Below are 24,556 nucleotides of genomic sequence, written 5' to 3' on the forward strand. Positions count from 1 at the left end.
GGGGGCCGTCGCCGCGGGCGCGGCTGCCGTACGCCCGCCGCGCCGCGCCCGCAGCATCACCGAGGGCTCGGCGAGCCAGGCGGCCGAGGCCGTGCCCGGTGCCCCGGAGGCGACCGCCCCGAGGCCGCCGCGCCGCACGCGCAGCGTGAGCGAGGGCTCGGCGAGCCAGGCGGCCGAGGCCGTGCCCCCCGCACCGGAGGCGCAGCCGTCCCCCCAGCCGGAGGCCGTGACGCCGCCGGCCGAGGGCGCCACGCCCGCCGGAGGCGAGACCGCCGCCCAGGCCGCGTCGGCACCCGCGCGCAGCGCGGACGCGCCGTGGCACCACCCGCGCCCCGCGTTCCAGGACGGGGAAGCGCAGCCGGGGACACCGGACACGCCGGGGACGCCGGAGACAGAAGCCGCGACCAAGACGGGCGCATCCGCGGACACCGAGGCCGACGCGGCGGAAGCCGCCGACGCGGCCGCCGACGAAGCACTGGGCGGCGACGCGGCGGCCGCGAAGGAGCCCGGCCGGGCCGGCTCCGCCGACGAGGGCACGACCGACCCCACCCAGGACCGAGGGAGCGACGACGCGTGAACGACGTACTCGATGTCGCCCTCCGCCTGGTCATCGTCTTCGCCGTGTTCATGGTCCTGCCGCTCGTCGTGGGGCAGGCCGAGCACAAGGTGATGGCCCACATGCAGGGCCGCCTCGGCCCCATGTACGCGGGCGGTTTCCACGGCTGGGCACAGCTCGTCGCCGACGGCGTGAAGTTCGCGCAGAAGGAAGACATCGTCCCGGCCAACGCCGACCGCCGTATCTTCCAGCTCGCACCCGCCGTCGCACTCCTCCCGTACCTCCTGGTGCTCGTCGCGATCCCGATCGGCCCGAGCGAGGGCGCGGTCGGCCAGGTCATCGACGCGGGCATCTTCTTCGTGCTCGCCGTCATGGGCGTCGGCGTGCTCGGTTCGCTCATGGCGGGCTGGGCCTCGGCCAACAAGTTCTCCCTCCTCGGCGGCCTGCGCACCGCCGCCCAGCTGCTCGCGTACGAACTGCCGATGCTGCTCGCCGCCGCCTCCGTGGCGATGGCGGCCGGCACCGTCTCGCTCCCCGGCATCCTGAACGCCTTCGAGTGGTGGTGGCTGCCGTGGCAGATCGTCGGCGCGATCGTCTTCTTCGTCGCCGGCCTCGCCGAACTCCAGCGCCCGCCGTTCGACATGCCGGTCGCCGACTCGGAGATCATCTTCGGTGCGTACACCGAGTACACGGGCCTGCGCTTCGCGCTCTTCCTGCTCGCCGAGTACGCCGGAATCGTCGTTCTCTGCGGCCTGACCACCGTCCTCTTCCTCGGCGGCTGGCACGGTCCCTGGGGCGCGGACGGCCTCGGCTGGGTCTGGACGCTGCTCAAGACCGCGGTCCTGGCCTTCGGCATCATCTGGCTCCGCGTGACCTACCCCCGGCTGCGCGAGGACCAGCTCCAGAAGCTCGCCTGGACCGTACTCATCCCGCTCGCTCTCGCGCAGATCGCGCTCACCGGCATCGTGAAGGTGGCGATCCAGTAATGGCTCCGATCCCCGGCTCCGGCCTCGCCAAGGGCCTGGCCGTCACGCTCCGCACGATGACGAAGAAGACCGTCACCGCGCAGTACCCGGACGTCCAGCCCGAACTCCCGCCCCGCACGCGCGGCGTGATCGGCCTGTTCGAGGAGAACTGCACGGTCTGCATGCTCTGCGCGCGCGAGTGCCCCGACTGGTGCATCTACATCGACTCGCACAAGGAGACGGTCCCGGCCGCCGCCCCCGGCGGTCGCGAGCGCAGCCGCAACGTCCTCGACCGCTTCGCGATCGACTTCTCGCTCTGCATGTACTGCGGCATCTGCATCGAGGTCTGTCCTTTCGACGCGCTCTTCTGGTCCCCGGAGTTCGAGTACGCCGAGACCGAGATCCACGAACTCACCCACGAGCGGGACAAGCTCCGCGAGTGGATGTGGACGGTCCCCGAGCCGCCCGCGCTGGACCCGGGCGCCGAGGAACCGAAGGAGATCGCGGCAGCCCGCAAGACCGCCGACAAGCTCGCGGCAGCCCAGCAGCAGGCAGCTCAGGAGCAGGCGGCGCAGCAGCAGACGCCCCAGGACCAGGCAGCCCAGCAGGAAGCAGAGGGCCCCGCCGAATGAGCCACCTCGCCGCAGCCGCCGGACACGGCTTCCTCTCTCCGACCGGCGTCGAGATCGCCTTCCTCCTCGTCGGCATCGTCACCCTCGGCGCGGCCGTCGTCACGGTCACCACCAAGCAGCTGGTGCACGCCGCCCTCTGGCTGGTCGTCGCGCTCGGCGGCCTCGCCGTCGAGTACCTCCTGCTGACGGCCGAGTTCATCGCCTGGGTGCAGGTCCTGATCTACGTCGGTTCCGTGGTCGTCCTCCTCCTCTTCGGGCTGATGCTCACCAGGGCCCCCATCGGGCGCTCCCCGGACGCCGACTCGGGCAACCGCTGGGCCGCCCTCACGGTGGCCGTGGCCGCGGCCGCCGCCCTCGTCTGGGTGGTCGTGGACGCGTTCCGCACCACCTGGATCGACCTGGACGGACCGGCCCAGGGCTCGACCAGGGTGAGCGGCGAGATCCTCTTCCAGCACTGGGTGCTGCCCTTCGAGGCCCTCTCCGTCCTCCTGCTCGCCGCTCTCGTGGGCGCGATCGTCCTCTCCCGCAAGAGCGACGGCGCCGAAGACAGCGCCGGCGACAGCGCCAAAGACAAGGAGCAGCGCTGATGCACCTCGCCTATCCCGCCGTGCTCGCCGCCCTCCTCTTCTGCACCGGGCTGTACGGAGTACTCGCGCGCCGCAACGCGATCCTGGTCCTGATGTCCGTCGAGCTGATGCTCAACGCCGTCAACCTCAACCTCGTCGCCTTCGACGTGTGGCTCCGCGACACCCTCCACTCCGGCCAGGCCCTCACCCTCTTCACCATCGCCATCGCCGCGGCCGAGATCGGCATCGGCCTGGCGATCGTCCTGATGGTCTACCGCAATCGCGGATCCTCGGACATCGACAAACTGCGCGACACCGCCGAAGGCCCGGACCCGTCCGGCCCGGCCGGCGACGGAGCTTCCGCCCTGGCACAGAAGGCCGCACCAGAGGCCGCACAGAAGACCGAGGCCGCCGCGTGACGACCACGACCCTCGCCGTCCTCGTTCCCCTCCTTCCTTTCCTGGGCGCCGCGGCCGGCCTGCTGCTCGGCCGCACCGCCCCCGGATTCGTCCGCCCCCTGGCCGTACTGCCGACCCTGGCCGCCGCCGTGCTGGCCGTGATCGTCGCCGTACGCCAGGGCGGCGGCAGGGCGATCGACGCCTCGACCCAGCTCACCCCCACGGGCTCGGTTCCCATCGACCTCGCCCTGCACCTCGACGGCTTCGCGGCTCTCGTCGCCGTCCTGGTCGCGGCCGTCGCGACCTGCGTGCAGCTCTACTCGACGGGCTACCTGCGCGACGACCCGCGCTACCCCTCGTACGCCGCCCTGGTCTCCCTCTTCACCTCCGCGATGCTGCTCGTCGTCTACTCCGGCGACCTGATGGTGCTGCTGGTCGGCTGGGAGATCATGGGCATCTGCTCGTACTTCCTCGTCGGCCACTACTGGGAGACGCCCGAGGCCCGCGCCGCCTCCCTCAAGGCATTCCTGGTCACCAAGCTCGGCGACGTCCCCTTCCTCTTCGGCCTGTTCGCACTCGCCGTCGACGCCGGTACGTTCCGGATCACCGGCATCCTCGGAACCGTCGCCGGCGACGGACTGGACCACCCCACCCTCATCGCCCTGCTGCTCCTCGCCGGTGTGGCGGGCAAGTCGGCCCAGTTCCCGCTGCACACCTGGCTGCCCGACGCGATGGCGGGCCCCACGCCCGTCTCCGCGCTGATCCACGCCGCCACGATGGTCGCCGCCGGTGTGTACTTCGTGGCCCGCCTCCTCCCCGTCTTCGCCGCCTCCGCCGCCGCCCTGACCGTCCTCGCCGTGACGGCAGCGGTCACGATGGTCGGCTCGGCCCTCGCCGCCCTGGCCCAGGACGACATCAAGCGCGTCCTCGCCTATTCGACGATCGGCCAGCTCGGCTACATGACCGGGGCCCTGGCCGTCGGCGACCGCGGCGCCGCCGTCTTCCACCTCCTCTCCCACGGCGCCTTCAAGGCGCTCCTCTTCCTCGGCGCCGGCGTGATCATCCACGCGGCCGGCACCAACTCCCTCGCCGCCATGTCCCGCACGAGCGGCCTGCCCAAGCGCATCCCCGACGCGTACTGGACGATGACGATCGCCCTGCTCGCGCTCGCGGCGATCCCTCCCTTCGCCGGCTTCTTCTCCAAGGAAGCCGTCCTCGTCGCCGCCGAACACGCCTCCTTCGGCGAGACCGCGGGCGTCCCCTCCGCCGCGGGCTGGACCGTGCTCGTCGCGGGCCTGCTCACCGCCCTCCTCACCGCGGCGTACGCCACCCGCCTGTGGCTGCTGGCCTTCCGCGGCCGCGGCCCCGCCGCCCCCGCTCACGGCAAGCAGCCCCTCGTCATGAACGGTGTGCTGTGGGTCCTGGCCGTCCCCTCCCTGGCCCTCGGCCTCACCGTCGGTGAGCTCGCCGGCTGGTTCGACGTCCACGCCCTCACCCCGACCGTCACCACGGCGGTCCTCGGCACCGGTGTCGCCCTCGTCGGCGGACTGGTCACCTACGGCGCCTGGCGCCACACCACGTCCATGGCCGGCCGTCCCCCGATCGGCGCCGTGGCCGCCCATCCCGAGGACAGCCCGGCCGTCTCCGAGGCGGAAGCCGTCGCCACCCACACCCCCGCCTACGGCGACATCGCGTCGGCCCCCGACCCCGCCGACCCCGGTCGGCTCCTCCTGGGCCCGCTGCACCGCCACGCAGCGGTCGGCTTCCACCTCGACGCCGTCCACCACACCCTCTTCGTACGGCCCGTCCTGGCGGGCGCCGAACTGGTCCGCTTCCTGGACCGTGAGGTCGTCGAGACGTACGTACGCGGAGCGGGCGCCGTCCCGCGCCTCCTCGGCGCGGGCGTCCGCCGAGCCCAGACCGGCAACGTGCAGACCTACCTCAGCGCGCTGCTCGCCGGTTCCGTCGTCCTGGCGATCGCCGCCGTCATCGTCGCCGCCGTCGGAGCGTGAGCCGTGATCGATATCAGCCCGTCCGTGATGCAGTTCCTCCTGGCGTTCATCGTCGTCGCCCCGCTCGTCGGCGCCGCCGCGGCGCTCCTCCCGGCCCCGCCGGGCCTCAAGGGCAAGAACCCCGGCCAGGCCGTGCTACGCCACGGCGTGACCGTGACCGGCGCGATCCTGCTCGCAGCCATCGCCCTCACCCTCGGTTTCGACCACAGCCACCCCTCCACGATGCAGGCCACGACCGACATCAGCTGGATCCCGGCGCTCGACGTCAGGATCCACCTCGGCATCGACGGCATCTCGCTCCCCCTCCTCGTACTGACCGCGCTGCTGACCTTCCTCTGCGCGCTCTACAGCTACTTCAAGATGCCCGCGGGCCCCTCCCCGAAGGCATTCGTCGCCCTGCTCCTGGTCCTCGAATCCGGCACCCTCGCGACCTTCGCCGTACTCGACCTGCTCCTTTTCTTCCTGGCGTTCGAGATGGTCCTCATCCCGATGTACTTCCTCATCGCCCGCTGGGGCGGCGAGCAGAGGCAGCCCGCCGCCTGGAAGTTCATCCTCTACACGCTGCTCGGCTCCGTCGTCATGCTGCTCGGTCTCCTCCTCGTCGGACTGAAGGCGGGCACGTTCGACATGGTGGCACTCGCCACTGACAACGGCCGTGGACTCACCACATCCGTGCAGGTCATCGCCGTTCTCGCGATCGGCCTCGGCCTCGCCGTCAAGACCCCGATGTGGCCGCTGCACAGCTGGCTGCCCGACGCCCACACCGCCGCCCCCACGGTCGGCTCGGTCCTCCTCGCCGGCGTCCTGCTGAAGATGGGTACGTACGGATTCGTCCGCATCGCCCTTCCCATCGCCCCCGACGGCATGCACGCCTTCGCGCCCTACCTCGCCGCCTTCGCGGTCGTCGGCATCATCTACGGGTCCCTGGCCTGCCTCGCCCTGGCCCGCAAGGGCGCCAAGGGCGACCTCAAGCGCCTGATCGCGTACTCCTCCGTCGGTCACATGGGCTTCGTGCTCCTCGGCATCGCGTCCATGACCCCCACCGGCGTCAACGGCGCGCTCTTCGCCAACATCGCCCACGGCCTGATCACCGGCCTGCTCTTCTTCCTGGTCGGAGCCCTCAAGGACCGCTACGGCACCGCCGACCTCGACACCCTCGCCGGCGCCACCGGCGCGGCCCTCTACGGCCGCGCCCCCCGCCTCGGCGGCCTCCTCGCCTTCGCCGCGGTCGCCTCCCTCGGCCTCCCCGGCCTCGCCGGATTCTGGGGCGAGATGCTGACGATGTTCGGCGCCTTCGACCCCGCCGAGGGCCTCAGCCGCCCCGCCTTCCTCACCTTCATGGCGATCGCCGGCGCCGGCACGCTGCTGACCGCCGCCTACCTACTGATCGTCGTGCGCCGCGTCTGCATGGGCGTGCCCCCGCAGCAAGCATCCGAGCCGGCGACGGTCACCGACGTCCAGGGCTACGAATTCGCCACCTGGACCCCCCTCGTCGCCCTCACCCTCCTCGCCGGACTCTGGCCCGCGGTCCTCCTCGGCCTCACCGACCCGGCCGTGCAGAAGCTCCTCGCAGGAGGCAAGTCGTGACCGTGGCCGCCGAAAGCGCCAGCCTCGTCCAGTCCGTCGACTGGTTGGCGATCGCCCCGCCGACCGTCACGGCGGCCGTCGGCCTGATCGTCCTGGTCGCCGACCTCTTCGTACCCGAGAGCAGGAAGCAGCTGCTCGGCCGGGTCTCCGTCGCCGGCCTGGCCGTGGCGGCCCTCGCTCTCCTCCCCCTCCGCCAGGGCGACCGCTCGACCTTCTGCCTGACCTCCGACACCGACGTCTGCAGTTACACGGCGGACCACTTCACCCTGGTCATCCAGCTCCTGGTACTCGGCGGCGCCCTGCTCACCGCCCTCCTCTCGCTCACCGAGACGACGAAGGACAAGCTCCCCGCGGGCGAATTCTGGTTCCTCCTGATGTCCTCGGCAGCCGGGGCGGCCCTGCTCCCCGCCGCCCGCGACCTCGCCACTCTCGTCGTCGCCCTCGAAGTCGCGACACTGCCCGCCTTCGCCCTCGTCGGCATGAAGCGCGGCGACCGCCTCTCCTCCGAGGCGGCCCTGAAGTTCTTCCTCTCCTCCGTCACCGCGACCGCCGTGACCCTGCTCGGCGTCAGCTTCGTGTACGCGACGACCGGCACCCTGCACCTCACCGAGATCGCCGTGCGCCTCGGCGACGTACCGGCGCAGCTCGACACCCTCGCCAAGGCCGGCGTCGCCCTGACCCTCATCGGCTTCGCCTTCAAAACGGCCGCGGTCCCCTTCCACTTCTGGGTCCCCGACACCTACGTGGGAGCGCCCCTCCCCGTCGCCGCCTACCTCTCCGTCATCGGCAAGGCGGTCGGCTTCACGGGCCTCATCCTGGTCACCGTCGTGGCCTTCCCCTCCTACGCCGACGTATGGGGCCCGGCCGTCGCCGTGCTGGCGGCCCTCACCATGACCGTGGGCAATGTGGCGGCCCTCCGCCAGTCGGCCACGCGCGCGTACAGCGCGGTCCGGCTCCTGGCCTGGTCGTCGGTCGGCCAGGCCGGCTACATCCTGGTCCCGATCGCCGCGGCGGCGTACTCCAGCGACGACCAGATCGGCTCCACCGTCGCGTACGCCCTGATGTACGCCGTGGTGAACCTCGGTGCCTTCGCAGTCGCGGCCCTCGTCGCCCGTACGCACCCGCTCAACCGGATCACCGACTACCGCGGCCTCTACGCGACCCGCCCCCTCACCGCCCTCGCGCTCGGCTTCTTCCTCCTCTGCCTCGCGGGGCTGCCGCCCGGCATCATCGGCCTCTTCGCCAAGGTCACGGTCTTCTCCGCGGCCGTCGACGCGGGGCTCGGCTGGCTCGCGGTCGTCATGGCGGCGAACGTGGTGATCGCGCTCTACTACTACCTCCAGTGGACCGCCGTCCTCTTCCGCGCACCCGAGGGCGAACCGTCCCGCCACGCGGTCCCCGTGCCCATCACGGCCGCCATCGCCCTGACCGCCGTCGCGGGCATCGCCCTGTCCGGCGTACCGCAGCTGGCACTGCGCTTCGCCATCGGCAATCTCCTCCAGTAAGCACGGATGGCCCAGCGGCCGCCCCGGTAGCACAAGGGAACTAGCCCCCCTCGCTTGGCGTTGACCAGTGAGGGAGGGTCCACTGAATGTGGAAGCACCCCCCCAGCAAGGGGTTCCCCTGCCGCACCATTTGGAGGGCGCACCGTGCACCGCCGGCACAACGGGCTGAGGACCGCCGTACTCCTCGGGGGACTGTCAGCACTCATCATCGCCATCGGCAGCTTCTTCGGCCGTACGGGCCTGATCGTCGCGGTTCTCGTCGCACTCGGCACCAACGCCTACGCGTACTGGAACAGCGACAAACTGGCACTTCGCGCGATGCGCGCCCGCCCCGTGAGCGAGTTCGAAGCGCCACAGCTCTACCGCATGGTCCGTGACCTCTCCACCCAGGCCCGCCAGCCGATGCCCCGCCTGTACATCTCGCCGACCCAGGCCCCCAACGCCTTCGCGACCGGCCGCAACCCCCGCAACGCCGCGGTCTGCTGCACCGACGGCATCCTGCGGCTCCTGAACGAGCGCGAACTGCGCGGTGTCATCGGCCACGAGCTGAGCCACGTCTACAACCGGGACATCCTGATCTCCTCGGTCGCCGGCGCCCTGGCGTCAGTGATCATGTTCCTGGTCAACTTCGCCTGGCTCATCCCCTTCGGCCGCTCCGACGACGACGAGGGCCCGGGTCTCTTCGGCATGATGCTGATCATGATCCTGGGCCCCCTGGCCGCCTCCGTGATCCAACTCGCGGTGAGCCGCTCCCGCGAGTACCAGGCAGACGCCTCCGGAGCCCAGCTCACCGGCGACCCGCTCGCCCTCGCGAGCGCCCTGCGCAAACTCGAAGCAGGCACGAAGCAGCTGCCACTCCCTCCCGAGCCGCGCATCGAGACCGCGAGCCACATGATGATCGCTAACCCGTTCCGCCCGGGACAGACCGGATCGAAGCTGTTCTCGACCCACCCACCCATGGCGGAACGCATTGCCCGACTCGAACAGATGGCAGGTCACCGCCCATGAAGACAATCCTCAACGTCGTATGGCTGGTGCTGAGCGGCTTCTGGCTCTTCCTCGGCTACCTCCTGGCAGGCGTGCTCCTCTGCGTCACGGTCATCGGCATCCCCTTCGGCCTGGCGGCCTTCCGCATCGGCCGCTACGCCCTCTGGCCCTTCGGCTACACAGCGGTGGAGCGCCGCGACGCGGGATCCCCCTCCTGCGTGGGCAACGTCCTGTGGCTGGTCCTGGCGGGCTGGTGGCTGGCACTGAGTCACGTCGTCACGGGCATCGCGCTCTGCGTCACGGTCATCGGCATCCCGTTCGGCATAGCCAACTTCAAGATGATCCCCGTCTCGCTGCTCCCGCTGGGCCGCGAAATCGTCCCGACGGACCAGCCGTTCGCGACCAGGTAGCCGTACAGCGCCCCGCCCCGCAGGCCCGCGGTGCCGGGGCGCTCCCCGCAGGACGCCGAACGCGACCACCCCGAAGAAGTCCCCCGTAACCGAGCGTTCGGCGCCCGAGGAGACGCCCCGGCGCGGCACCGACCCCGAACTCCCGCCCCTCCCAGAAGCGCCGGGCGCGGGGCCGGACTTCAGCGTCCGGCCGCCCTCCGCACCCCGTACGCGGCCGCCCCCACCGCCAGCACCGCCGCCCCCGCCCCCACCGAGGCCACCGGCAGCGCGAACGCCAGCCCCACGCACCCCACGGCCCCGCCCACCGCCACGGCCCGCCCGCGCCCCGGACCCAGCGTCCACGCCGAAGCGTTGGCCACGGCGTAATAAGCCAGCACCCCGAACGACGAAAACCCGATCGCCCCCCGCACATCCCCCACCGCCGCCACCACAGCGACAACCGTCCCCACCGCCAACTCGGCCCGGTGCGGCACCTGAAACCGCGGATGTACGGCGGCCAGCGCACCCGGCAGATGCCCGTCCCGGGCCATCGCCAGCGTCGTACGCGACACCCCCAGGATCAGCGCCAGCAACGACCCCAGCGCCGCCACGGCCGCCCCCACCCGCACCGCAGGCGCCAGTTCCCCCACGCCCGCCGCCCGCACCGCGTCCGCCAACGGCGCCGCCGAAGACGCCAGTTCCCCGGCCCCCAGCACCGACAGCACCGCGACCGCCACGCACGCGTACACCACCAGCGCGATCCCCAGCGCCACCGGAATCGCGCGCGGGATCGTACGGGCCGGGTCGCGCACCTCTTCCCCCAAGGTGGCGATCCGCGCGTACCCGGCGAACGCGAAGAACAACAGCCCGGCAGCCTGAAGCACCCCGCCGGCCCCCGAACCACCGATCCCCGAACCACCAGGGCCCGAACCACCAGTCCCCGGCCCCAGCGAAGGCCCCTCCACCCCAAGACACACCGCCACGACAGCCACCAGCACCGCCAGCACCACCGCCACGATCGCCCGCGTCAGCCACGCCGACTTCTGAACACCCCCGTAGTTCACCGCGGTCAGCACCACCACAGCGGCGACAGCCACCCCGTGCGCCTGCTCCGGCCACACGTACACCCCGACCGTCAGCGCCATGGCCGCGCAGGAAGCGGTCTTCCCCACCACGAAGCCCCAGCCCGCCAGATACCCCCAGAAGGGCCCGAGCCGCTCCCGCCCGTACACGTACGTCCCACCGGAGGCCGGGTAGAGGGCCGCGAGCCGCGCGGAGGACATCGCGTTGCAGTACGCCACCACAGCGGCCAGCGCCAGCCCCGCCAGCAGCAGCGTCCCGGAACCGGCCACCTCCGCCGCCGGCGCGAGCGCCACGAAGATCCCCGCACCGACCATCGCCCCGAGCCCGACCACCACGGCGTCGAAGACCCCGAGCGTCCGCCGCAGTTCCTGTGTCATGGGCCGCACCCTACTGACCTGCGCAACCGCTCCGAGCTCCGGAACGTCTTCGGCTGCATGAGCATCATCAGCTGGATCGTCCTCGGGCTGCTCTCCGGAGCCGTCGCAAAAATCCTGCTTCCCGGGCGCGATCCGGGCGGCCTGATCGGCACGACCCTCATCGGTGTCGCGGGCGCGTTCATCGGCGGCTGGGCCTCGGCCCGCTACCTCGACCGTCCGATCGCCAACGAGTTCTACGACGGGGCCACCTGGGCCGCCGCCGTCGGCGGAGCGCTCGCCCTCCTGGTGGTGTACCGGATCCTCTTCGGCCACTCACGCTCCCGCTGAGCCACCTGAGCCACCTGAGCCACCTGAACTACCTGAGCCACCTGAACTACCCGAGCCCCGTCTCCCGCAACGTGATGTTGAGCCGCCCGCCCGCCATCCCGTTTCCCGGACCACCCGTCCCCGGCAGCACCTTCGGCACCCCGTGGTACGCGAAGCGCGAAGGTCCCCCGAAGACGAAGAGATCCCCCGAGGCCAGCTCCACATCCGTGTAAGGCCGCCCCCGGCTCTCCGGATTGCCGAACCTGAACACGCACGTGTCGCCGATGCTCAGCGACACCACGGGAGCCCCGGACCGCTCGTCCTTGTCCTGGTGCATCCCCATCTTCGCGTCACCGTCATAGAAATTGACGAGCGCGGTGTCCGGCGCGTACCCCCGCGCCGCCTCCTCGTCCCCGTACGCGACGACCAGCGCCCGCCGCCCCAGCTCCGCCAGCCACGCGGGAAACGCGGCCACCGGCGCGCCGTTCACATCGTCCGCCGTGCGCGTGTACCGGTACGGCTGCCAGTGCCACCCCACGCACACCGTCCGCACCGACATGACCCCGCCGTGCGGCAGCCGTGTGTGCCGGATCGGCACCGGACCCCGCGCCCACTCCCGGCACGCCCCGACCAGCTCCCGCTGCTCGTCCACCGAAAGCCAGCCGGGCACGTGCACCGCCCCCGGCGCGATCTGCGCCGGCTCCCGGGGGAACAGCCCGGTCACGCCCGCGCCCCGGCCACCCCGGCCGCCCCGACTCCCTCAAGCTCCAGCTCCAGCAACTGCCGCTTGCGCTCCAGCCCGCCCGCGTACCCGGTCAGCGAACCGTCCGCCCCGATCACCCGGTGGCACGGCCGCACGACGAGCAGCGGGTTGCGCCCGATGGCCGTCCCCAGCGCCCGTACCCCGGCCCGCGGGACCCCGATCCGCTCGGCGAGCTTTCCGTACGACGTCGTGGTGCCGTACGGAATCGTCTCCAGCGCCTCCCACACCCGCCGCTGGAAGTCCGTGCCGGCACCGCCGGCGTACTTCAGGTCGAAGCGCGTCAGTTCCCCGTCGAAGTACGCCCGTACCTGCCGCGCGATCTCCTCGAAGGCCCCGGGCCCGCGCCGCCAACCGTCCGGCACGTCACCGACGGCGACCCCGCCCTTCTGCCCCGGCACCGACAGCGAGGCCAGCGCCGTACCGCCGACGGCGGTCGCGGACTCCTCGCCCACCAGCAGCAGCTCGCCCAGTGGGCTGTCCACGGTCGCGTAGAGCGTCATGGCCGGTCCCTTCCCTCACAGTGCGTTCCCGTACGTTCCCGTACGCCCCGTCACGACGAGTCTGCGCCACCGGGCCCGCCGGAACTGGCGGGATTCGGACATCGCGGCGGAGGCGGAGCCGGCCGCGCCGCCTCCACCCCCGCTCCGCAGCGAACCGCCGGGTCAGCGGTGGTTCACGGACTTCAGCGGTAGTTCACGAACTGCAGCGCGAAATCGAAGTCCTTGCCCTTGAGCAGCGCCTGCACGGCCTGGAGGTCGTCACGGCTCTTCGAGCTGACCCGCAGCTCGTCGCCCTGGACCTGCGCCTTGACGCCCTTGGGACCCTCATCGCGGATGATCTTCGCCACCTTCTTGGCGTTGTCCTGGGAGATGCCCTCCTCGATGGACGCGAAGATCTTGTACTCCTTGCCGGACAGCTGCGGCTCGCCGGCGTCCAGCACCTTGAGCGAGATTCCGCGCTTGACCAACTTGGTCTCGAAGACGTCGAGGATCGCCTTGACCCGCTCCTCGGAGTTGGCCTGCATCAGGATCTTCTCGCCGGACCAATCGATCGAGGCGCCGACGTTCTTGAAGTCGTAGCGCTGCGAGATCTCCTTCGCGGCCTGGTTGAGGGCGTTGTCGACCTCCTGCCGCTCGACCTTCGAGACGATGTCGAAACTGGAGTCGGCCATGTCCTGTGGCTCCTTGTGATCGGGGGATGGGGGTACCGGTTCCGGGTTGCCTCGCCGGGCGGGGTACGCGGCCGGTGCTCCCGGGCCGCTTCCGTAAAGCCTAGTCACCCGCGCCCGCCCCGAGTACTGATCAATCCGGTGGCGGAGCACCCCCGGGCATCGGGTATCGTTTACGTCGTTGCCACGGAACACCGCCCAGGCGGTCGACCGGAGCGACATCCCATGGCGGTGTGCCCGAGTGGCCAATGGGAGCGGACTGTAAATCCGCCGGCTTAGCCTTCCCAGGTTCGAATCCTGGCGCCGCCACAGGTAGGGAAACCCCCTCCGGACTGCAGAAATGCGGACCGGAGGGGGTTTTCTGGTATCTGATCCGGTTGCCGTCCCCGTCCCGGAACTCTCGGGCCGGCGCAGGGCGTTCAGTTACCGGCGACGTCCTTCACCGCGACGGTGACCGGCACCGAGCCGCTGATCAGCTCCAGAGTCAGACCCGCCGTCGACGGAGTCTCCAGCAGCTCGGCCAGGACGGCCGCCACGTCGTCGCGCGCCACCGGCCCACGCCCCGTCGAGACCCCGAGGCGCACGAGCCCCGTGCCCGCGTCGTCCGTCAGGCTGCCCGGCCGCAGGATCGTCCAGTCCAGTCCGGCCCGGGAGCGCACGTCCGCGTCGGCCGCGCCCTTGGCGCGCAGGTACGCGTCGAAGACCTCGTCGCCCGCCCGCTCAGGATCCGCACCCATCGAGGACACGACGAGAAAGCGGCGTACGCCCGCCCGCTCCGCCGCGTCCGCGAAGAGCACGGCCGCGCCCCGGTCCACCGTGTCCTTGCGCCCGGTGCCGCTGCCGGGCCCCGCGCCCGCCGCGAAGACGGCGGCGTCGGCGCCTTCCAGCAGCTCGGCGACCTGCTCCACGGAGGCCGATTCCAGGTCCAGCACGACCGGTTCGGCGCCCGCCGCCCGCAGATCCTCGCTCTGCCCGGAATCGCGGACGATGCCCGCGACCCCATACCCGCGTGCGGCGAGCAACCGCTCCAGCCGCAACGCGATCCGACCATGTCCACCCGCGATGACAATGCGCATGTTCCCGACCGTACGCGCACCTCTGCGCGTATGCCCAAGTCCCGGCCGCCCCGGGTGAAACGCCCAGGTGAAACGCCCGGGCGAAGCGCGGTCCGCGCGCCGGCTCAGCCCCGCCCCTGGCGCGGCAGGCCGAGCGCGACGGCGGCCGCCGAGTCGCAGTACTCCCGTACCGCGCTGGTACGTGCCACCACCCGCCCGCGGTGGATGACGACACGGCTGTACGCGAGCGACAGCACCCCCGCGATCCGCTCCCCGCGTACGGCGACCAACTCCGCGGGAAATCCCGCCTCCACCCGCACCTCGGGCAGCCCCATCGCCTCCCGCGCCGCCGAGCTCACCGTCCCGTACGCGTCCGAGGCCCGCATCCCGCTCTGCGAGGCCAGCAGGTAGGCGGCCTCCAGCGGATCCCCGCGCCCCACCGGATTGGCCACGTCCCGCAGCGCCCCGCTGCCCGCGGCGACCCGCACCCCGGCCGCCCGCAGCAGCCGTACGGGAGCCGCCCCGCCGCCCCGCCGCTCCACCCCCGCGCAGTCGCCCTGCGGCAGGCAGACCACGGTCACCCCGGCCGCGGCCAGTTGTCCGGCGGCACGCTTCGCCGCGTCCAGGGGCAGCCGGGAGAGCCCGGCGCACGGGCCGATCGTGACCCCGGGCCGCAGGCCGCCCACCATCGCCGCGAGCCGGGCGAGCCGGGCCGGATCGTCACCCTCCGTATGGAGGTCCACGGGGCAGCCGTGCTCGGCGGCGACCTCCAGGACCGCCTCCGTGTAGCCGGCCGGGTCGGGGTCGAGGTCCGGGCAGCCCCCCACCGCACCGGCGCCCATCTTCACGGCGTCCCGCAGCATCGACAGGCCGTCCGCGCCCGCGAGGCCGGTGAGCAGCCGGGGCACGGCGACGGCGGTCAGGTCGGCCAGCCCGCGCAGCGAGCGCCGCGCCTGGAGCACCGCCTCCATGGACCTGAGCCCCTGCACGTCCCCGATCCGTACGTGCGAGCGCACCGCGGTCGCACCGTGGCCCAGCTGGAGCAGCACCGCCTCGGTGGTCCGGCGCTGGACGTCCTCGGTGCGGTACGGAACGGGGCCGCCGACGTCGGCGGTGAGAGCGGTGTCACTGTGGGCGTGCGGCTCGGCGGGGGCGGGCAGCAGGAGATGACCGCCGAGGTCCACGCGCGCGCCCACCGCGGGGAGGCTGCCCGCGGTGCCGACGGCCTCGATGCGCCCGCCGCTGAGCCGCACGTCCACAGTCCGGCCGTCGGTGAGACGGGCCGAGCACAGCAGCAGCGTGGTGCTGTCGGTGCCGGGAGGGCCGTCGCTGTTTCCCGGACCGCCGCCGGACGAACGGGGCGGCTGCGGCTGGCTGTCGGACATCGGGCTCCTGTGGGGGGCTCGGGCGTACAAAGATCAAGATCAAGATCACGCAGCGTGAGACGAGCCTAGGGGGCCGCAAACCGGCCTTCGAGGAGGAGCGGAATAGTCGTACCGGTGTGGGCACGAGTGGCGTACGGGACAGGTGTGGTGAGCACGGGAAAGAAGGCGGGAGAGCGGGGCCGAAAACGGATTTGGGCGATCGGCGGGCAACCGTGTAATGTCTTCATCGCTCGCCCCAATAGCTCAGTCGGTAGAGCGTCTCCATGGTAAGGAGAAGGTCTACGGTTCGATTCCGTATTGGGGCTCTGGTGATCGGTGATCCCCGCCTTCGGGCGGGGGGATCCGTCATCAAAGCGGTGTAGCTCAGTCGGTAGAGCAAGCGGCTCATAATCGCTGTGTCACCGGTTCAAGTCCGGTCACCGCTACACACGGTAGCCGATTGTGGGGTCGGTCCTTCGATCGGCTACTCTTTTATGCGTTCATCCGTTCATCCGTCCGTCCAAGGAGCACTCACGTGGCTGCCACCGACGTCCGCCCGAAGATCACGCTGGCCTGCGTGGAGTGCAAGGAGCGGAACTACATCACCAAGAAGAACCGGCGTAACAACCCGGACCGTCTTGAGATGAAGAAGCACTGCCCGCGCTGCAACTCGCACACCGCGCACCGCGAAACCCGCTAAATACAGGCTCGTATGCGAGGCCGTCCCCACTCCGGGGGCGGCCTCGTGTCGTTTGCCCAGTCAACTCATCAGGCATCAGGCATCAGGAGGTACGAGCCCATGGCGCTCGATCAGTCCTTCGTGGGGCGGGCCTATCCGCCCACCGCACCGTACGAGGTCGGCCGGGAGAAGATCCGTGAGTTCGCCGAGGCCGTGGGGGACACCAATCCCGCGTACACCGACCCGGAAGCCGCCAAGGCGCTCGGTCACTCCGATGTGATCGCACCGCCGACTTTCGTCTTCGCCATCACCTTCATGGCGGCGAGGCAGGTCGTCGAGGACCCGCAGCTGGGTCTGGACTACAGCCGTGTGGTGCACGGCGACCAGAAGTTCGCGTACAAGCGCCCGGTGCGCGCGGGGGACCGGCTGTCGGTCACCTCGACGATCGAGGCGGTCAAGTCGCTGGCCGGCAACGACATCGTGGACATCCGCGGCGACGTCCACGACGAGACCGGTGAGCATGTCGTGACGGCATGGACGAAGCTCGTCGCACGTGCGGCGCAGGAGGCGTGATGACTGCGAAGATCTCCTCTGCGGACGTCGAGGTCGGCACCGAGCTGCCGTCCCAGTCCTTTCCCGTGACGCGCGCCACGCTCGTGCGGTACGCGGGCGCCTCCGGCGACTTCAACCCGATCCACTGGAACGAGAAGTTCGCCACCGAGGTCGGGCTGCCGGACGTGATCGCGCACGGCATGTTCACCATGGCCGAGGCGATCCGGGTGGTCACCGACTGGGCCGGCGACCCGGCCGCCGTCGTCGAGTACGGCGTGCGCTTCACCAAGCCGGTCATCGTCCCGAACGACGACAGGGGTGCGCTGATCGAGGTCAGCGCCAAGGTCGCCGCGCTGCTGGACGACAACCGGGTCCGGGTGGACCTGACCGCGATGAGCGCCGGGCAGAAGGTGCTGGGCATGTCCCGCGCCGTGGTCCAGCTCGCCTGACACGACTCGCCCGACGCAGCTCGCCGATGGACGACGTGGGGTAAAGGGCACCCCGCCCTTGCGGATGCCCCTTACCCCTCGACCTCGTCCGCGCCCTGCGGGACCGCCTACGGGGCGCCTCCGGCAGCCGGAGGCGCCCCGTACGCTTGTCCCGTGCAGGAACTCCACGACGCTCCCCTCGCCCCCCTGACCACCTTTCGGCTCGGCGGCCCCGCGACCCGTCTCGTCACGGCCGCCACCGACGACGAGGTGATCTCCGTCGTCCGCGAGGCCGACGCGGCCGGCACCCCGCTGCTCGTCATCGGCGGCGGAAGCAACCTGGTCATCGGCGACAAGGGCTTCGACGGCACCGCCCTGCGCATCGCGACCACCGGCTTCCACCTCGACGGCACGTCCCTGGAACTCGCCGCAGGCGAGGTCTGGACCGACGCCGTCGCCCGCACCGTCGAGGCGGGACTCGCGGGCATCGAGTGCCTCGCGGGCATCCCCGGTTCGGCCGGCGCGACCCCGATCCAGAACGTCGGGGCGTACGGCCAGGAAGTGTCCGGCGTCATCACCGAGGTCGTCGCCTACGACCGCCGGGCGGGCGAGACGGTCACCCTCCCCGCCGCCGACTGCGACTTCTCGTACCGCCACAGCCGCTTCAAGCGGGACCCGGACCGTTTCGTCGTCCTGCGCGTCCGCTTCGCGCTGGAGGACGCGGGCGGCCTGTCCGCGCCCATCAAGTACCCCGAGACCGCGCGCACGCTGGGCGTCGCGGCCGGCGACCGCGTGCCCGCCGCCGTCGCCNGGTCCTTCTTCACCAACCCGATCCTGACGGACGAGGAGTACGCAGCCTTCCTCGCCCGCGCCCAGGAGCGCCTCGGCTCCGGCGTGACGCCGCCCGCGTTCCCGGCGGGCGACGGCAGGACCAAGACCTCGGCGGCCTGGCTGATCGACAAGGCCGGATTCACCAAGGGGTACGGCGCGGGTCCGGCCCGTATCTCCACCAAGCACACCCTCGCCCTCACCAACCGCGGGAACGCGACCGCCGACGACCTGCTGGCGCTCGCGCGCGAGGTCGTCGACGGGGTCAGCGAAGCGTTCGGCGTGACGCTGGTGAACGAACCGGTGACGGTGGGCGTCAGCCTGTAGCGGCTGTAGCGGCTGTAGCGGCTGTAGCGGCAGGGGAAGCCCCGGGGGCGCGCCGGCCTAGTACGCGACCCCCACCCCCTGCTTCACCGTCGCCGGGTCGTCCACCATCGAGAGCATCGCGTGCGCGACATCGGCCCGCGCGATGCTCCTGCCACTGCGCGGACTGCCCCCGACGACCGTCCGGTACGCCCCCGTCCCCGGCCTGTCGAGCAGCCTCGGCGGCCGCACCGACGTCCATTCGGTCGCCGAGCGCGCCAGCTCCTCCTCCATGACGCGCAGGTCGGCGTACACGTCCTTCAGGACCGCGCCGACCACCGACAGCATGGCGCGGTCCAGGAACGGCTGGCCCTCGGGCACCGGCCCGACCGGAGCCGCGCTGACCACCAGCAGGCGTCGCGTGCCCTCCGCCTCCATCGCCCGCAGCACCCGGCGGGTGAGGGGCGCGGTGATCCCCGCGTCCTTGCGGGAGCGGGCCCCGAGGCCGGAGAACACGGCGTCGCGTCCCGCCACCGCCCGGCGCAGCGCCTCGGTGTCCCCGTCGCCCAGCTGCGCCGTGAAGACCTCCAGGCGCTGCCCCGTCATGCCGAACCGCGCCGGGTCGCGCACCACCGCTGTGACCTGGTGTCCCCCCGCCAGCGCCTGCTTGACGATCTCCTGCCCGATGCCGCCGGTCGCGCCGAAAACAGTGATCTTCATTGCACACCCTCCCCGGGTGGGTAAGTATTCACTCACTTCACTTCCCACCAGAGTGGGTGAGCGTTCACTCACCCGTCAAGCTTTCATGGAGCACACATGCAGAAGCCCGCACGAGAGCGGATCCTCGACGCTTCCCACGAGCTGATGCGGACCATCGGCCTGGCCCGTACCACCACCAAGGAGATCGCCCGGGCCGCCGACTGCTCCGAGGCCGCGCTGTACAAGCACTTCGCGAGCAAGGAGGAGCTCTTCGTGGCCGTACTGAAGGAGCGCCTGCCCGAGCTGGGCCCGCTCCTCCACCGCCTCACCGCCGATCCGGGGGACCGTTCCGTCGAGGAGAACCTCACCGAGATCGCCCGCCAGGCCGTCCACTTCTACGCGGAGAGCTTCCCGATCGCCGCCTCGCTCTACGCCGAGACCAGGCTCAAGCGCCGCCACGACGACTCCATGCGGGAGATGGGCACCGGCCCCCATACGCCCATCGAGGGCCTCGACACCTACCTGCGCTCGGAGCGCGAAGCCGGGCGCGTCAGCCCCGGCGCCGACACCTTCGCGGCCGCGTCACTGCTCCTGGGCGCCTGCGCCCAGCGCGCCTTCGCCTATGACTCCACCATCGGCAAGGAGCCCCCGCAGCCCGTGGACGAGTTCGCCGCCGCTCTCGCCCGCACCCTGCTGAACGGGATCAGCCGGCCAGCCAGTGATCGATCCCGGTGAGCAGCTTCGCCTGTACGTCGCCGGGCGCGGCCGACCCGCGCACCGACTGCCGCGCCAGCTCCGCCAGCTCGGCGTCCGTGAACCCGTGGTACTGCCGCGCCAGCTCGTACTGCGCCGCCAGCCGCGACCCGAACAGCAGCGGGTCGTCCGCGCCCAGCGCCATCGGCACCCCGGCGTCGTACAGCGTCCGCAGCGGCACGTCCTCGGGCTTCTCGTACACCCCGAGCGCCACGTTCGAGGCCGGGCACACCTCGCACGTCACGCCCCTCTCGGCCAGCTTCCGCAGCAGCCGCGGGTCCTCGGCCGCCCGTACGCCGTGCCCGATCCGCGAAGCGCGCAGATCGTCCAGACAGTCCCGTACGGCCGCCGGCCCCGCCAGCTCCCCGCCGTGCGGCGCGGCCAGCAGCCCGCCCTCCCGCGCGATCGCGAAGGCACGGTCGAAATCCCTGGCCATGCCCCTGCGCTCGTCGTTGGAGAGCCCGAAGCCGACGATCCCGCGGTCCGCGTACCGCACGGCCAGACGTGCCAGCGTCCGCGCGTCCAGCGGATGCTTCATCCGGTTCGCCGCGACCAGCACCCGCATTCCGAGCCCGGTCTCCCGCGACGCGCTGTCCACCGCGTCCAGGATGATCTCCAGGGCCGGGATCAGCCCGCCCAGCGTCGGCGCGTACGACGTCGGGTCGACCTGGATCTCCAGCCACCCCGAGCCGTCCCGCACGTCCTCCTCGGCGGCTTCGCGCACCAGCCGCTGGATGTCCTCGGGCTCGCGCAGACACGACCGGGCGGCGTCGTACAGCCGCTGGAAGCGGAACCAGCCGCGCTCGTCGGTCGCACGCAGCTTCGGCGGTTCCCCGCTCGTCAGGGCCTCCGGCAGGTGCACGCCGTACTTGTCGGCCAGATCGAGCAGCGTGCCGGGCCGCATCGACCCGGTGAAATGCAGATGCAGATGGGCCTTCGGCAGCAGTCGGACATCGCGCACACTCAACATCCCAAGATCCTGCCGCACGTAAGAGCCGCCCGGAAGCGCCTTTTCTCGAACGAGTAGCCGCCCGAACGCAGAAACGGGCCCCCGGCACCGACCGGGGACCCGTTCAGTCGCTGGAAGAGCGACTGGAGAACCGGCCGCGTCAGTCGCGGGCCTCCGCCAGCAGCTTCTGGATCCGCGACACGCCCTCGGCCAGGTCCTCGTCGCCCAGCGCGTACGAAAGCCGCAGGTAACCCGGCGTGCCGAACGCCTCGCCCGGGACCACCGCCACCTCGACCTCGTCCAGGATCAGCGCGGCCAGCTCGACCGAGGTCTGCGGGCGCTTGCCGCGGATCTCCTTGCCGAGCAGCGCCTTGACCGAGGGGTACGCGTAGAACGCGCCCTCCGGCTCCGGGCAGACGACGCCGTCGATCTCGTTGAGCATCCGCACGATCGTCCTGCGGCGGCGGTCGAAGGCGGAGCGCATCTCGGCGACCGCGTCCAGGTCACCGGAGACCGCGGCCAGCGCCGCCGCCTGCGCGACGTTGGAGACGTTCGACGTGGCGTGCGACTGCAGGTTGGTCGCGGCCTTCACCACGTCCTTCGGGCCGATGATCCAGCCCACGCGCCAGCCGGTCATCGCGTAGGTCTTGGCGACGCCGTTGACCACGATGCACTTGTCCCGCAGCTCGGGCAGGACCGCCGGGAGCGAGACCGCGGACGCGCCGCCGTACACCAGGTGCTCGTAGATCTCGTCCGTCAGCACCCACAGACCGTGCTCGACGGCCCAGCGGCCGATCGCCTCGGTCTCGGCCTCGGTGTACACCGCGCCGGTCGGGTTGGACGGGGAGACGAAGAGGACGACCTTGGTCTTCTCCGTACGGGCCGCCTCCAGCTGCTCGACCGACACGCGGTAGCCGGTGGTCTCGTCGGCGACCACGTCGACCGGGACACCGCCCGCGAGACGGATCGACTCGGGGTACGTCGTCCAGTACGGCGCCGGGACGATGACCTCGTCACCCGGGTCCAGGATCGCGGCGAAGGCCTCGTAGATGGCCTGCTTGCCGCCGTTGGTGACCAGGACCTGCGAGGCGTCCGGCTCGTAGCCGGAGTCACGCAGCGTCTTCGCGGCGATCGCGGCCTTGAGCTCGGGGAGCCCGCCGGCCGGCGTGTAGCGGTGGTACTTCGGGTTGCGGCAGGCCTCGATCGCGGCCTCGACGATGTAACCGGGCGTAGGGAAGTCGGGCTCGCCGGCGCCGAAGCCGATGACCGGACGGCCGGCGGCCTTCAGGGCCTTGGCCTTGGCGTCCACGGCAAGGGTCGCGGACTCGGAGATCGCGCCGATTCGGGCTGAGACCCGGCGCTCGGTGGGAGGAGTTGCAGCGCTCATACGGCCCATCGTCCCAGACCGCAAACAGGCTGAGCACACAGATGTCGAGGGGTGGACGCGAAGCGCTCCGGGGCAGTCTGTTCGACGCCGGGCCTGTGACCACGTACACTCACTCGTCGTTGGCCCTCAACGACGGCTCCTCCGTGCGCACTCCGTGCACTCGGCCGGATGCGGTAGGTTGGGGTAACCACAAAGGGTCGTAGCTCAATTGGTAGAGCACTGGTCTCCAAAACCAGCGGTTGGGGGTTCAAGTCCCTCCGGCCCTGCTACACACATCTTCGCCAGGATGTGTGCGCATGTACGTACTTCTATGCACCGCCGTGCGGCTCCACCGGGCGCGGCACGGCCACGACCCGGAATCAGGTGAGTAGCGTGACGGACGCCGTGGGCTCCATCGACATGCCTGATGCCCAGGACGAGACGCCGGATTCCAAGAAGAAGTCCCGTAAGGGCGGCAAGCGCGGCAAGAAGGGCCCTCTGGGCCGCCTCGCGCTCTTCTACCGCCAGATCGTCGCCGAGCTGCGCAAGGTCGTCTGGCCCACCCGCAGCCAGCTGACGACATACACCACCGTGGTGATTGTCTTCGTCGTCGTCATGATCGGCATTGTGACCGTGATCGACATGGGCTTCGCCCGAGCCGTCAAGTACGTCTTCGGCTGATCCCGCGTAGGGCGCCCTCTCCGGCGCCCCTTTCGCACGTTCCACCCATTTGTATCCAGGAAGAAGCAGCCACCGTGTCTGACCCGAACCTGAACGACGCCGTTGAGCCGAGCGAAAGCGCGGAGTCCGCTGAGGACCAGCTCGACATCGTCGAGGCGGCCGACGAGGACCAGGCGGAAGCTGCTGACGCCGCTGCGGGCGAGCCGGCGGAAGAGTCCGCCGTGAGCGTCGAGTCCGACGAGGACGACGCCGAGGAAGCCGACGGGGCGGACGACGCCACGGAAGCCGCCGACACCGAGGAAGCCGAGGAAGAGGCCTCCGAGGAAGAGGCTCCCGCGGAGGAGCCGGTCGACCCCATCGCCGCCCTCCGCGAGGAGCTCCGCACCCTGCCCGGCGAGTGGTACGTCATCCACACGTACGCCGGGTACGAGAAGCGCGTGAAGGCGAACCTGGAGCAGCGCGCGGTGTCGCTGAACGTCGAGGAGTTCATCTACCAGGCGGAAGTGCCCGAGGAAGAGATCGTCCAGATCAAGAACGGCGAGCGCAAGAACGTCCGCCAGAACAAGCTTCCCGGTTACGTCCTGGTCCGCATGGACCTCACCAACGAGTCCTGGGGCGTTGTCCGCAACACCCCCGGCGTCACCGGCTTCGTCGGCAACGCCTACGACCCGTACCCGCTGACGCTGGACGAGATCGTCAAGATGCTCGCCCCGGAGGCCGAGGAGAAGGCCGCCCGTGAGGCGGCCGAGGCCGAGGGCAAGCCGGCGCCCAGCCGCAAGATGGAGGTCCAGGTGCTGGACTTCGAGGTGGGCGACTCGGTCACCGTCACCGACGGCCCCTTCGCGACCCTCCAGGCGACGATCAACGAGATCAACGCCGACTCGAAGAAGGTCAAGGGCCTCGTCGAGATCTTCGGCCGCGAGACCCCGGTCGAGCTCAGCTTCGACCAGATCCAGAAGAACTGACCCTCTCTGGACACCTGCTTCCGACCAGGTCAGACCGGCTCTCGCAGCTGGTCTGACCTGCTCGGTTTTTAGCCGCACCTCGATACCCGTTATCGTTGTGCGGTATGCCTCCGTCCGGTGATCGGATGGCAGGAAACTCTCACTAGGACCCGGAGAGAGCAATGCCTCCCAAGAAGAAGAAGGTCACGGGGCTCATCAAGCTCCAGATCAACGCCGGCGCGGCCAACCCGGCTCCGCCGGTCGGCCCCGCGCTCGGCCAGCACGGCGTCAACATCATGGAGTTCTGCAAGGCCTACAACGCCGCGACCGAGTCGCAGCGTGGCATGGTCGTGCCGGTGGAGATCACGGTCTACGAGGACCGCTCCTTCACCTTCGTGACGAAGACCCCGCCGGCCGCGAAGCTGATCCTCAAGGCCGCTGGTGTGGACAAGGGATCGGGCGAGCCCCACAAGACCAAGGTCGCGAAGCTCACCGCCGCTCAGGTGCGTGAGATCTCGACGGTCAAGCTCCCCGACCTGAACGCCAACGACCTCGAGGCCGCGGACAAGATCATCGCCGGTACCGCCCGTTCCATGGGCATCACCGTCGAGGGCTGAAAGTCCCCGTAGCACCTCAGTGGTAGGGCCAAGCGCTGGTCCGC

27 protein-coding genes, 4 tRNA genes and 1 pseudogene are annotated in these 24,556 nt (G+C 70.9%); 23 read left to right on the top strand and 9 right to left on the bottom strand.

Features of this window, described 5'->3' with window-relative positions:
* The 10 genes and pseudogenes from ABD374_RS31255 to ABD374_RS31300 all read left to right on the top strand — a co-directional run.
* Positions 1-577 (top strand): annotated as a pseudogene (locus tag ABD374_RS31255) (NADH-quinone oxidoreductase subunit C); the annotation flags it as partial.
* Positions 574-1,542 carry a complex I subunit 1/NuoH family protein gene (locus ABD374_RS31260; RefSeq protein ID WP_344499951.1) on the top strand — a complete coding sequence of 323 codons (969 nt, stop codon included), beginning with the start codon at positions 574-576 and terminating at the stop codon, positions 1,540-1,542. The pseudogene ABD374_RS31255 and the gene ABD374_RS31260, both read left to right, overlap by 4 nt.
* Positions 1,542-2,153, top strand: a complete 612-nt coding sequence (locus tag ABD374_RS31265; RefSeq protein WP_344499953.1) for a NuoI/complex I 23 kDa subunit family protein — start codon at positions 1,542-1,544, stop codon at positions 2,151-2,153. Before ABD374_RS31260 ends, ABD374_RS31265 begins: the two co-directional genes overlap by 1 nt.
* Positions 2,150-2,740, top strand: a complete 591-nt coding sequence (locus ABD374_RS31270; protein WP_344499955.1) for an NADH-quinone oxidoreductase subunit J family protein — start codon at positions 2,150-2,152, stop codon at positions 2,738-2,740. Before ABD374_RS31265 ends, ABD374_RS31270 begins: the two co-directional genes overlap by 4 nt.
* On the top strand, positions 2,740-3,138 hold the full coding sequence (gene nuoK, locus ABD374_RS31275; RefSeq protein WP_344499957.1) for an NADH-quinone oxidoreductase subunit NuoK: 399 nt from the start codon (positions 2,740-2,742) through the stop codon (positions 3,136-3,138). The genes ABD374_RS31270 and nuoK overlap by 1 nt, the downstream gene beginning before the upstream one ends.
* Complete coding sequence (locus ABD374_RS31280; RefSeq protein WP_344499959.1) at positions 3,135-5,129, top strand: NADH-quinone oxidoreductase subunit 5 family protein; 1,995 nt, start codon at positions 3,135-3,137, stop codon at positions 5,127-5,129. The genes nuoK and ABD374_RS31280 overlap by 4 nt, the downstream gene beginning before the upstream one ends.
* Before the next feature lie 27 nt (positions 5,130-5,156).
* Complete coding sequence (locus ABD374_RS31285) at positions 5,157-6,716, top strand: NADH-quinone oxidoreductase subunit M (protein ID WP_344500031.1); 1,560 nt, start codon at positions 5,157-5,159, stop codon at positions 6,714-6,716.
* A complete protein-coding gene (locus ABD374_RS31290) occupies positions 6,713-8,221 on the top strand; it encodes an NADH-quinone oxidoreductase subunit N (protein ID WP_344499961.1) in 1,509 nt (502 codons plus the stop codon). The genes ABD374_RS31285 and ABD374_RS31290 overlap by 4 nt, the downstream gene beginning before the upstream one ends.
* A 144-nt stretch (positions 8,222-8,365) precedes the next feature.
* Positions 8,366-9,229, top strand: coding sequence for a zinc metalloprotease HtpX (htpX, locus tag ABD374_RS31295; protein ID WP_344499963.1), 864 nt, complete (start codon positions 8,366-8,368; stop codon positions 9,227-9,229).
* Entirely contained in the window at positions 9,226-9,618 is a 393-nt protein-coding gene (locus tag ABD374_RS31300; protein WP_344499965.1) for a YccF domain-containing protein, read from the top strand. Before htpX ends, ABD374_RS31300 begins: the two co-directional genes overlap by 4 nt.
* A gap of 179 nt (positions 9,619-9,797) precedes the next feature.
* Here ABD374_RS31300 and ABD374_RS31305 read toward each other — a convergent pair whose 3' ends face one another.
* Positions 9,798-11,057 carry an APC family permease gene (locus ABD374_RS31305; RefSeq protein WP_344499967.1) on the bottom strand — a complete coding sequence of 420 codons (1,260 nt, stop codon included), beginning with the start codon at positions 11,055-11,057 and terminating at the stop codon, positions 9,798-9,800.
* A 57-nt stretch (positions 11,058-11,114) separates the two neighbouring features.
* Here ABD374_RS31305 and ABD374_RS31310 point away from each other — a divergent pair, with 57 nt between their 5' ends.
* Positions 11,115-11,384 (top strand): GlsB/YeaQ/YmgE family stress response membrane protein, encoded by a 270-nt coding sequence (locus ABD374_RS31310; protein WP_344499969.1) that lies wholly within the window; start codon positions 11,115-11,117, stop codon positions 11,382-11,384.
* A gap of 46 nt (positions 11,385-11,430) precedes the next feature.
* On the opposite strand, the gene ABD374_RS31315 is transcribed toward ABD374_RS31310, so the two are convergent.
* The 3 genes from ABD374_RS31315 to ABD374_RS31325 all read right to left on the bottom strand — a co-directional run bounded on the left by ABD374_RS31315 (position 11,431) and on the right by ABD374_RS31325 (position 13,297).
* Positions 11,431-12,087 (bottom strand): alpha-ketoglutarate-dependent dioxygenase AlkB family protein, encoded by a 657-nt coding sequence (locus ABD374_RS31315; protein WP_344499971.1) that lies wholly within the window; start codon positions 12,085-12,087, stop codon positions 11,431-11,433.
* Positions 12,084-12,626 (bottom strand): methylated-DNA--[protein]-cysteine S-methyltransferase, encoded by a 543-nt coding sequence (locus tag ABD374_RS31320; RefSeq protein ID WP_344499973.1) that lies wholly within the window; start codon positions 12,624-12,626, stop codon positions 12,084-12,086. Before ABD374_RS31320 ends, ABD374_RS31315 begins: the two co-directional genes overlap by 4 nt.
* A 182-nt stretch (positions 12,627-12,808) precedes the next feature.
* Positions 12,809-13,297 carry a YajQ family cyclic di-GMP-binding protein gene (locus ABD374_RS31325; RefSeq protein ID WP_028812401.1) on the bottom strand — a complete coding sequence of 163 codons (489 nt, stop codon included), beginning with the start codon at positions 13,295-13,297 and terminating at the stop codon, positions 12,809-12,811.
* A gap of 224 nt (positions 13,298-13,521) precedes the next feature.
* Between ABD374_RS31325 and ABD374_RS31330 the strand changes: the two genes are divergently transcribed.
* Positions 13,522-13,603, top strand: a tRNA-Tyr gene (locus ABD374_RS31330).
* 110 nt (positions 13,604-13,713) lie between these two features.
* Here ABD374_RS31330 and ABD374_RS31335 read toward each other — a convergent pair.
* Entirely contained in the window at positions 13,714-14,370 is a 657-nt protein-coding gene (locus ABD374_RS31335) for an SDR family oxidoreductase (protein ID WP_344499977.1), read from the bottom strand.
* A gap of 104 nt (positions 14,371-14,474) precedes the next feature.
* Positions 14,475-15,734, bottom strand: a complete 1,260-nt coding sequence (locus ABD374_RS31340) for an amidohydrolase family protein (protein WP_344499979.1) — start codon at positions 15,732-15,734, stop codon at positions 14,475-14,477.
* A 232-nt stretch (positions 15,735-15,966) separates the two neighbouring features.
* Here ABD374_RS31340 and ABD374_RS31345 point away from each other — a divergent pair.
* From ABD374_RS31345 to ABD374_RS31370, 6 genes are all read left to right on the top strand, one after another.
* A tRNA-Thr gene (locus tag ABD374_RS31345) sits at positions 15,967-16,039 on the top strand.
* Positions 16,040-16,086: 47 nt separating this feature from the next.
* Positions 16,087-16,159 (top strand) — tRNA-Met (locus ABD374_RS31350).
* Between the two features lie 89 nt (positions 16,160-16,248).
* A complete protein-coding gene (rpmG, locus tag ABD374_RS31355) occupies positions 16,249-16,413 on the top strand; it encodes a 50S ribosomal protein L33 (protein ID WP_003956487.1) in 165 nt (54 codons plus the stop codon).
* Between the two features lie 99 nt (positions 16,414-16,512).
* Positions 16,513-16,965: an FAS1-like dehydratase domain-containing protein gene (locus ABD374_RS31360; RefSeq protein WP_344499981.1), complete on the top strand. Its 453-nt coding sequence runs from the start codon at positions 16,513-16,515 to the stop codon at positions 16,963-16,965.
* The gene (locus ABD374_RS31365) at positions 16,965-17,393 is read left to right on the top strand and encodes a MaoC family dehydratase (protein WP_344499983.1); all 429 of its coding nucleotides are present in this window, start codon (positions 16,965-16,967) and stop codon (positions 17,391-17,393) included. The genes ABD374_RS31360 and ABD374_RS31365 overlap by 1 nt, the downstream gene beginning before the upstream one ends.
* 153 nt (positions 17,394-17,546) lie before the next feature.
* The gene (locus tag ABD374_RS31370; protein WP_344499985.1) at positions 17,547-18,527 is read left to right on the top strand and encodes a UDP-N-acetylmuramate dehydrogenase; all 981 of its coding nucleotides are present in this window, start codon (positions 17,547-17,549) and stop codon (positions 18,525-18,527) included.
* A gap of 57 nt (positions 18,528-18,584) precedes the next feature.
* Here the strand turns inward: ABD374_RS31370 and ABD374_RS31375 are convergent, their stop codons facing one another.
* Positions 18,585-19,223, bottom strand: coding sequence for an NAD(P)-dependent oxidoreductase (locus ABD374_RS31375; RefSeq protein WP_344499987.1), 639 nt, complete (start codon positions 19,221-19,223; stop codon positions 18,585-18,587).
* 96 nt (positions 19,224-19,319) lie between these two features.
* Between ABD374_RS31375 and ABD374_RS31380 the strand changes: the two genes are divergently transcribed.
* Entirely contained in the window at positions 19,320-19,937 is a 618-nt protein-coding gene (locus tag ABD374_RS31380; RefSeq protein WP_344499989.1) for a TetR/AcrR family transcriptional regulator, read from the top strand.
* Here the strand turns inward: ABD374_RS31380 and ABD374_RS31385 are convergent.
* Entirely contained in the window at positions 19,906-20,925 is a 1,020-nt protein-coding gene (locus ABD374_RS31385; RefSeq protein ID WP_344499991.1) for an adenosine deaminase, read from the bottom strand. The two genes, ABD374_RS31380 and ABD374_RS31385, sit on opposite strands and share 32 nt — an antisense overlap.
* 139 nt (positions 20,926-21,064) lie before the next feature.
* Positions 21,065-22,291, bottom strand: coding sequence for a pyridoxal phosphate-dependent aminotransferase (locus ABD374_RS31390; RefSeq protein ID WP_344499993.1), 1,227 nt, complete (start codon positions 22,289-22,291; stop codon positions 21,065-21,067).
* 193 nt (positions 22,292-22,484) lie between these two features.
* On the opposite strand from ABD374_RS31390, the gene ABD374_RS31395 reads away from it, so the two are divergent.
* From ABD374_RS31395 to rplK, 4 genes are all read left to right on the top strand, one after another.
* Positions 22,485-22,557: transfer RNA gene (locus ABD374_RS31395), tRNA-Trp, on the top strand.
* A gap of 106 nt (positions 22,558-22,663) precedes the next feature.
* The gene (gene secE / locus ABD374_RS31400; protein WP_344499995.1) at positions 22,664-22,951 is read left to right on the top strand and encodes a preprotein translocase subunit SecE; all 288 of its coding nucleotides are present in this window, start codon (positions 22,664-22,666) and stop codon (positions 22,949-22,951) included.
* Between the two features lie 74 nt (positions 22,952-23,025).
* Complete coding sequence (nusG, locus tag ABD374_RS31405; protein WP_344499997.1) at positions 23,026-23,916, top strand: transcription termination/antitermination protein NusG; 891 nt, start codon at positions 23,026-23,028, stop codon at positions 23,914-23,916.
* A 161-nt stretch (positions 23,917-24,077) separates the two neighbouring features.
* A complete protein-coding gene (rplK, locus tag ABD374_RS31410) occupies positions 24,078-24,512 on the top strand; it encodes a 50S ribosomal protein L11 (protein ID WP_028812391.1) in 435 nt (144 codons plus the stop codon).
* The last annotated feature ends 44 nt before the right edge of the window (positions 24,513-24,556 follow it).

The organism is Streptomyces enissocaesilis, assembly GCF_039533765.1.
GTDB lineage: Bacteria > Actinomycetota > Actinomycetes > Streptomycetales > Streptomycetaceae > Streptomyces > Streptomyces enissocaesilis.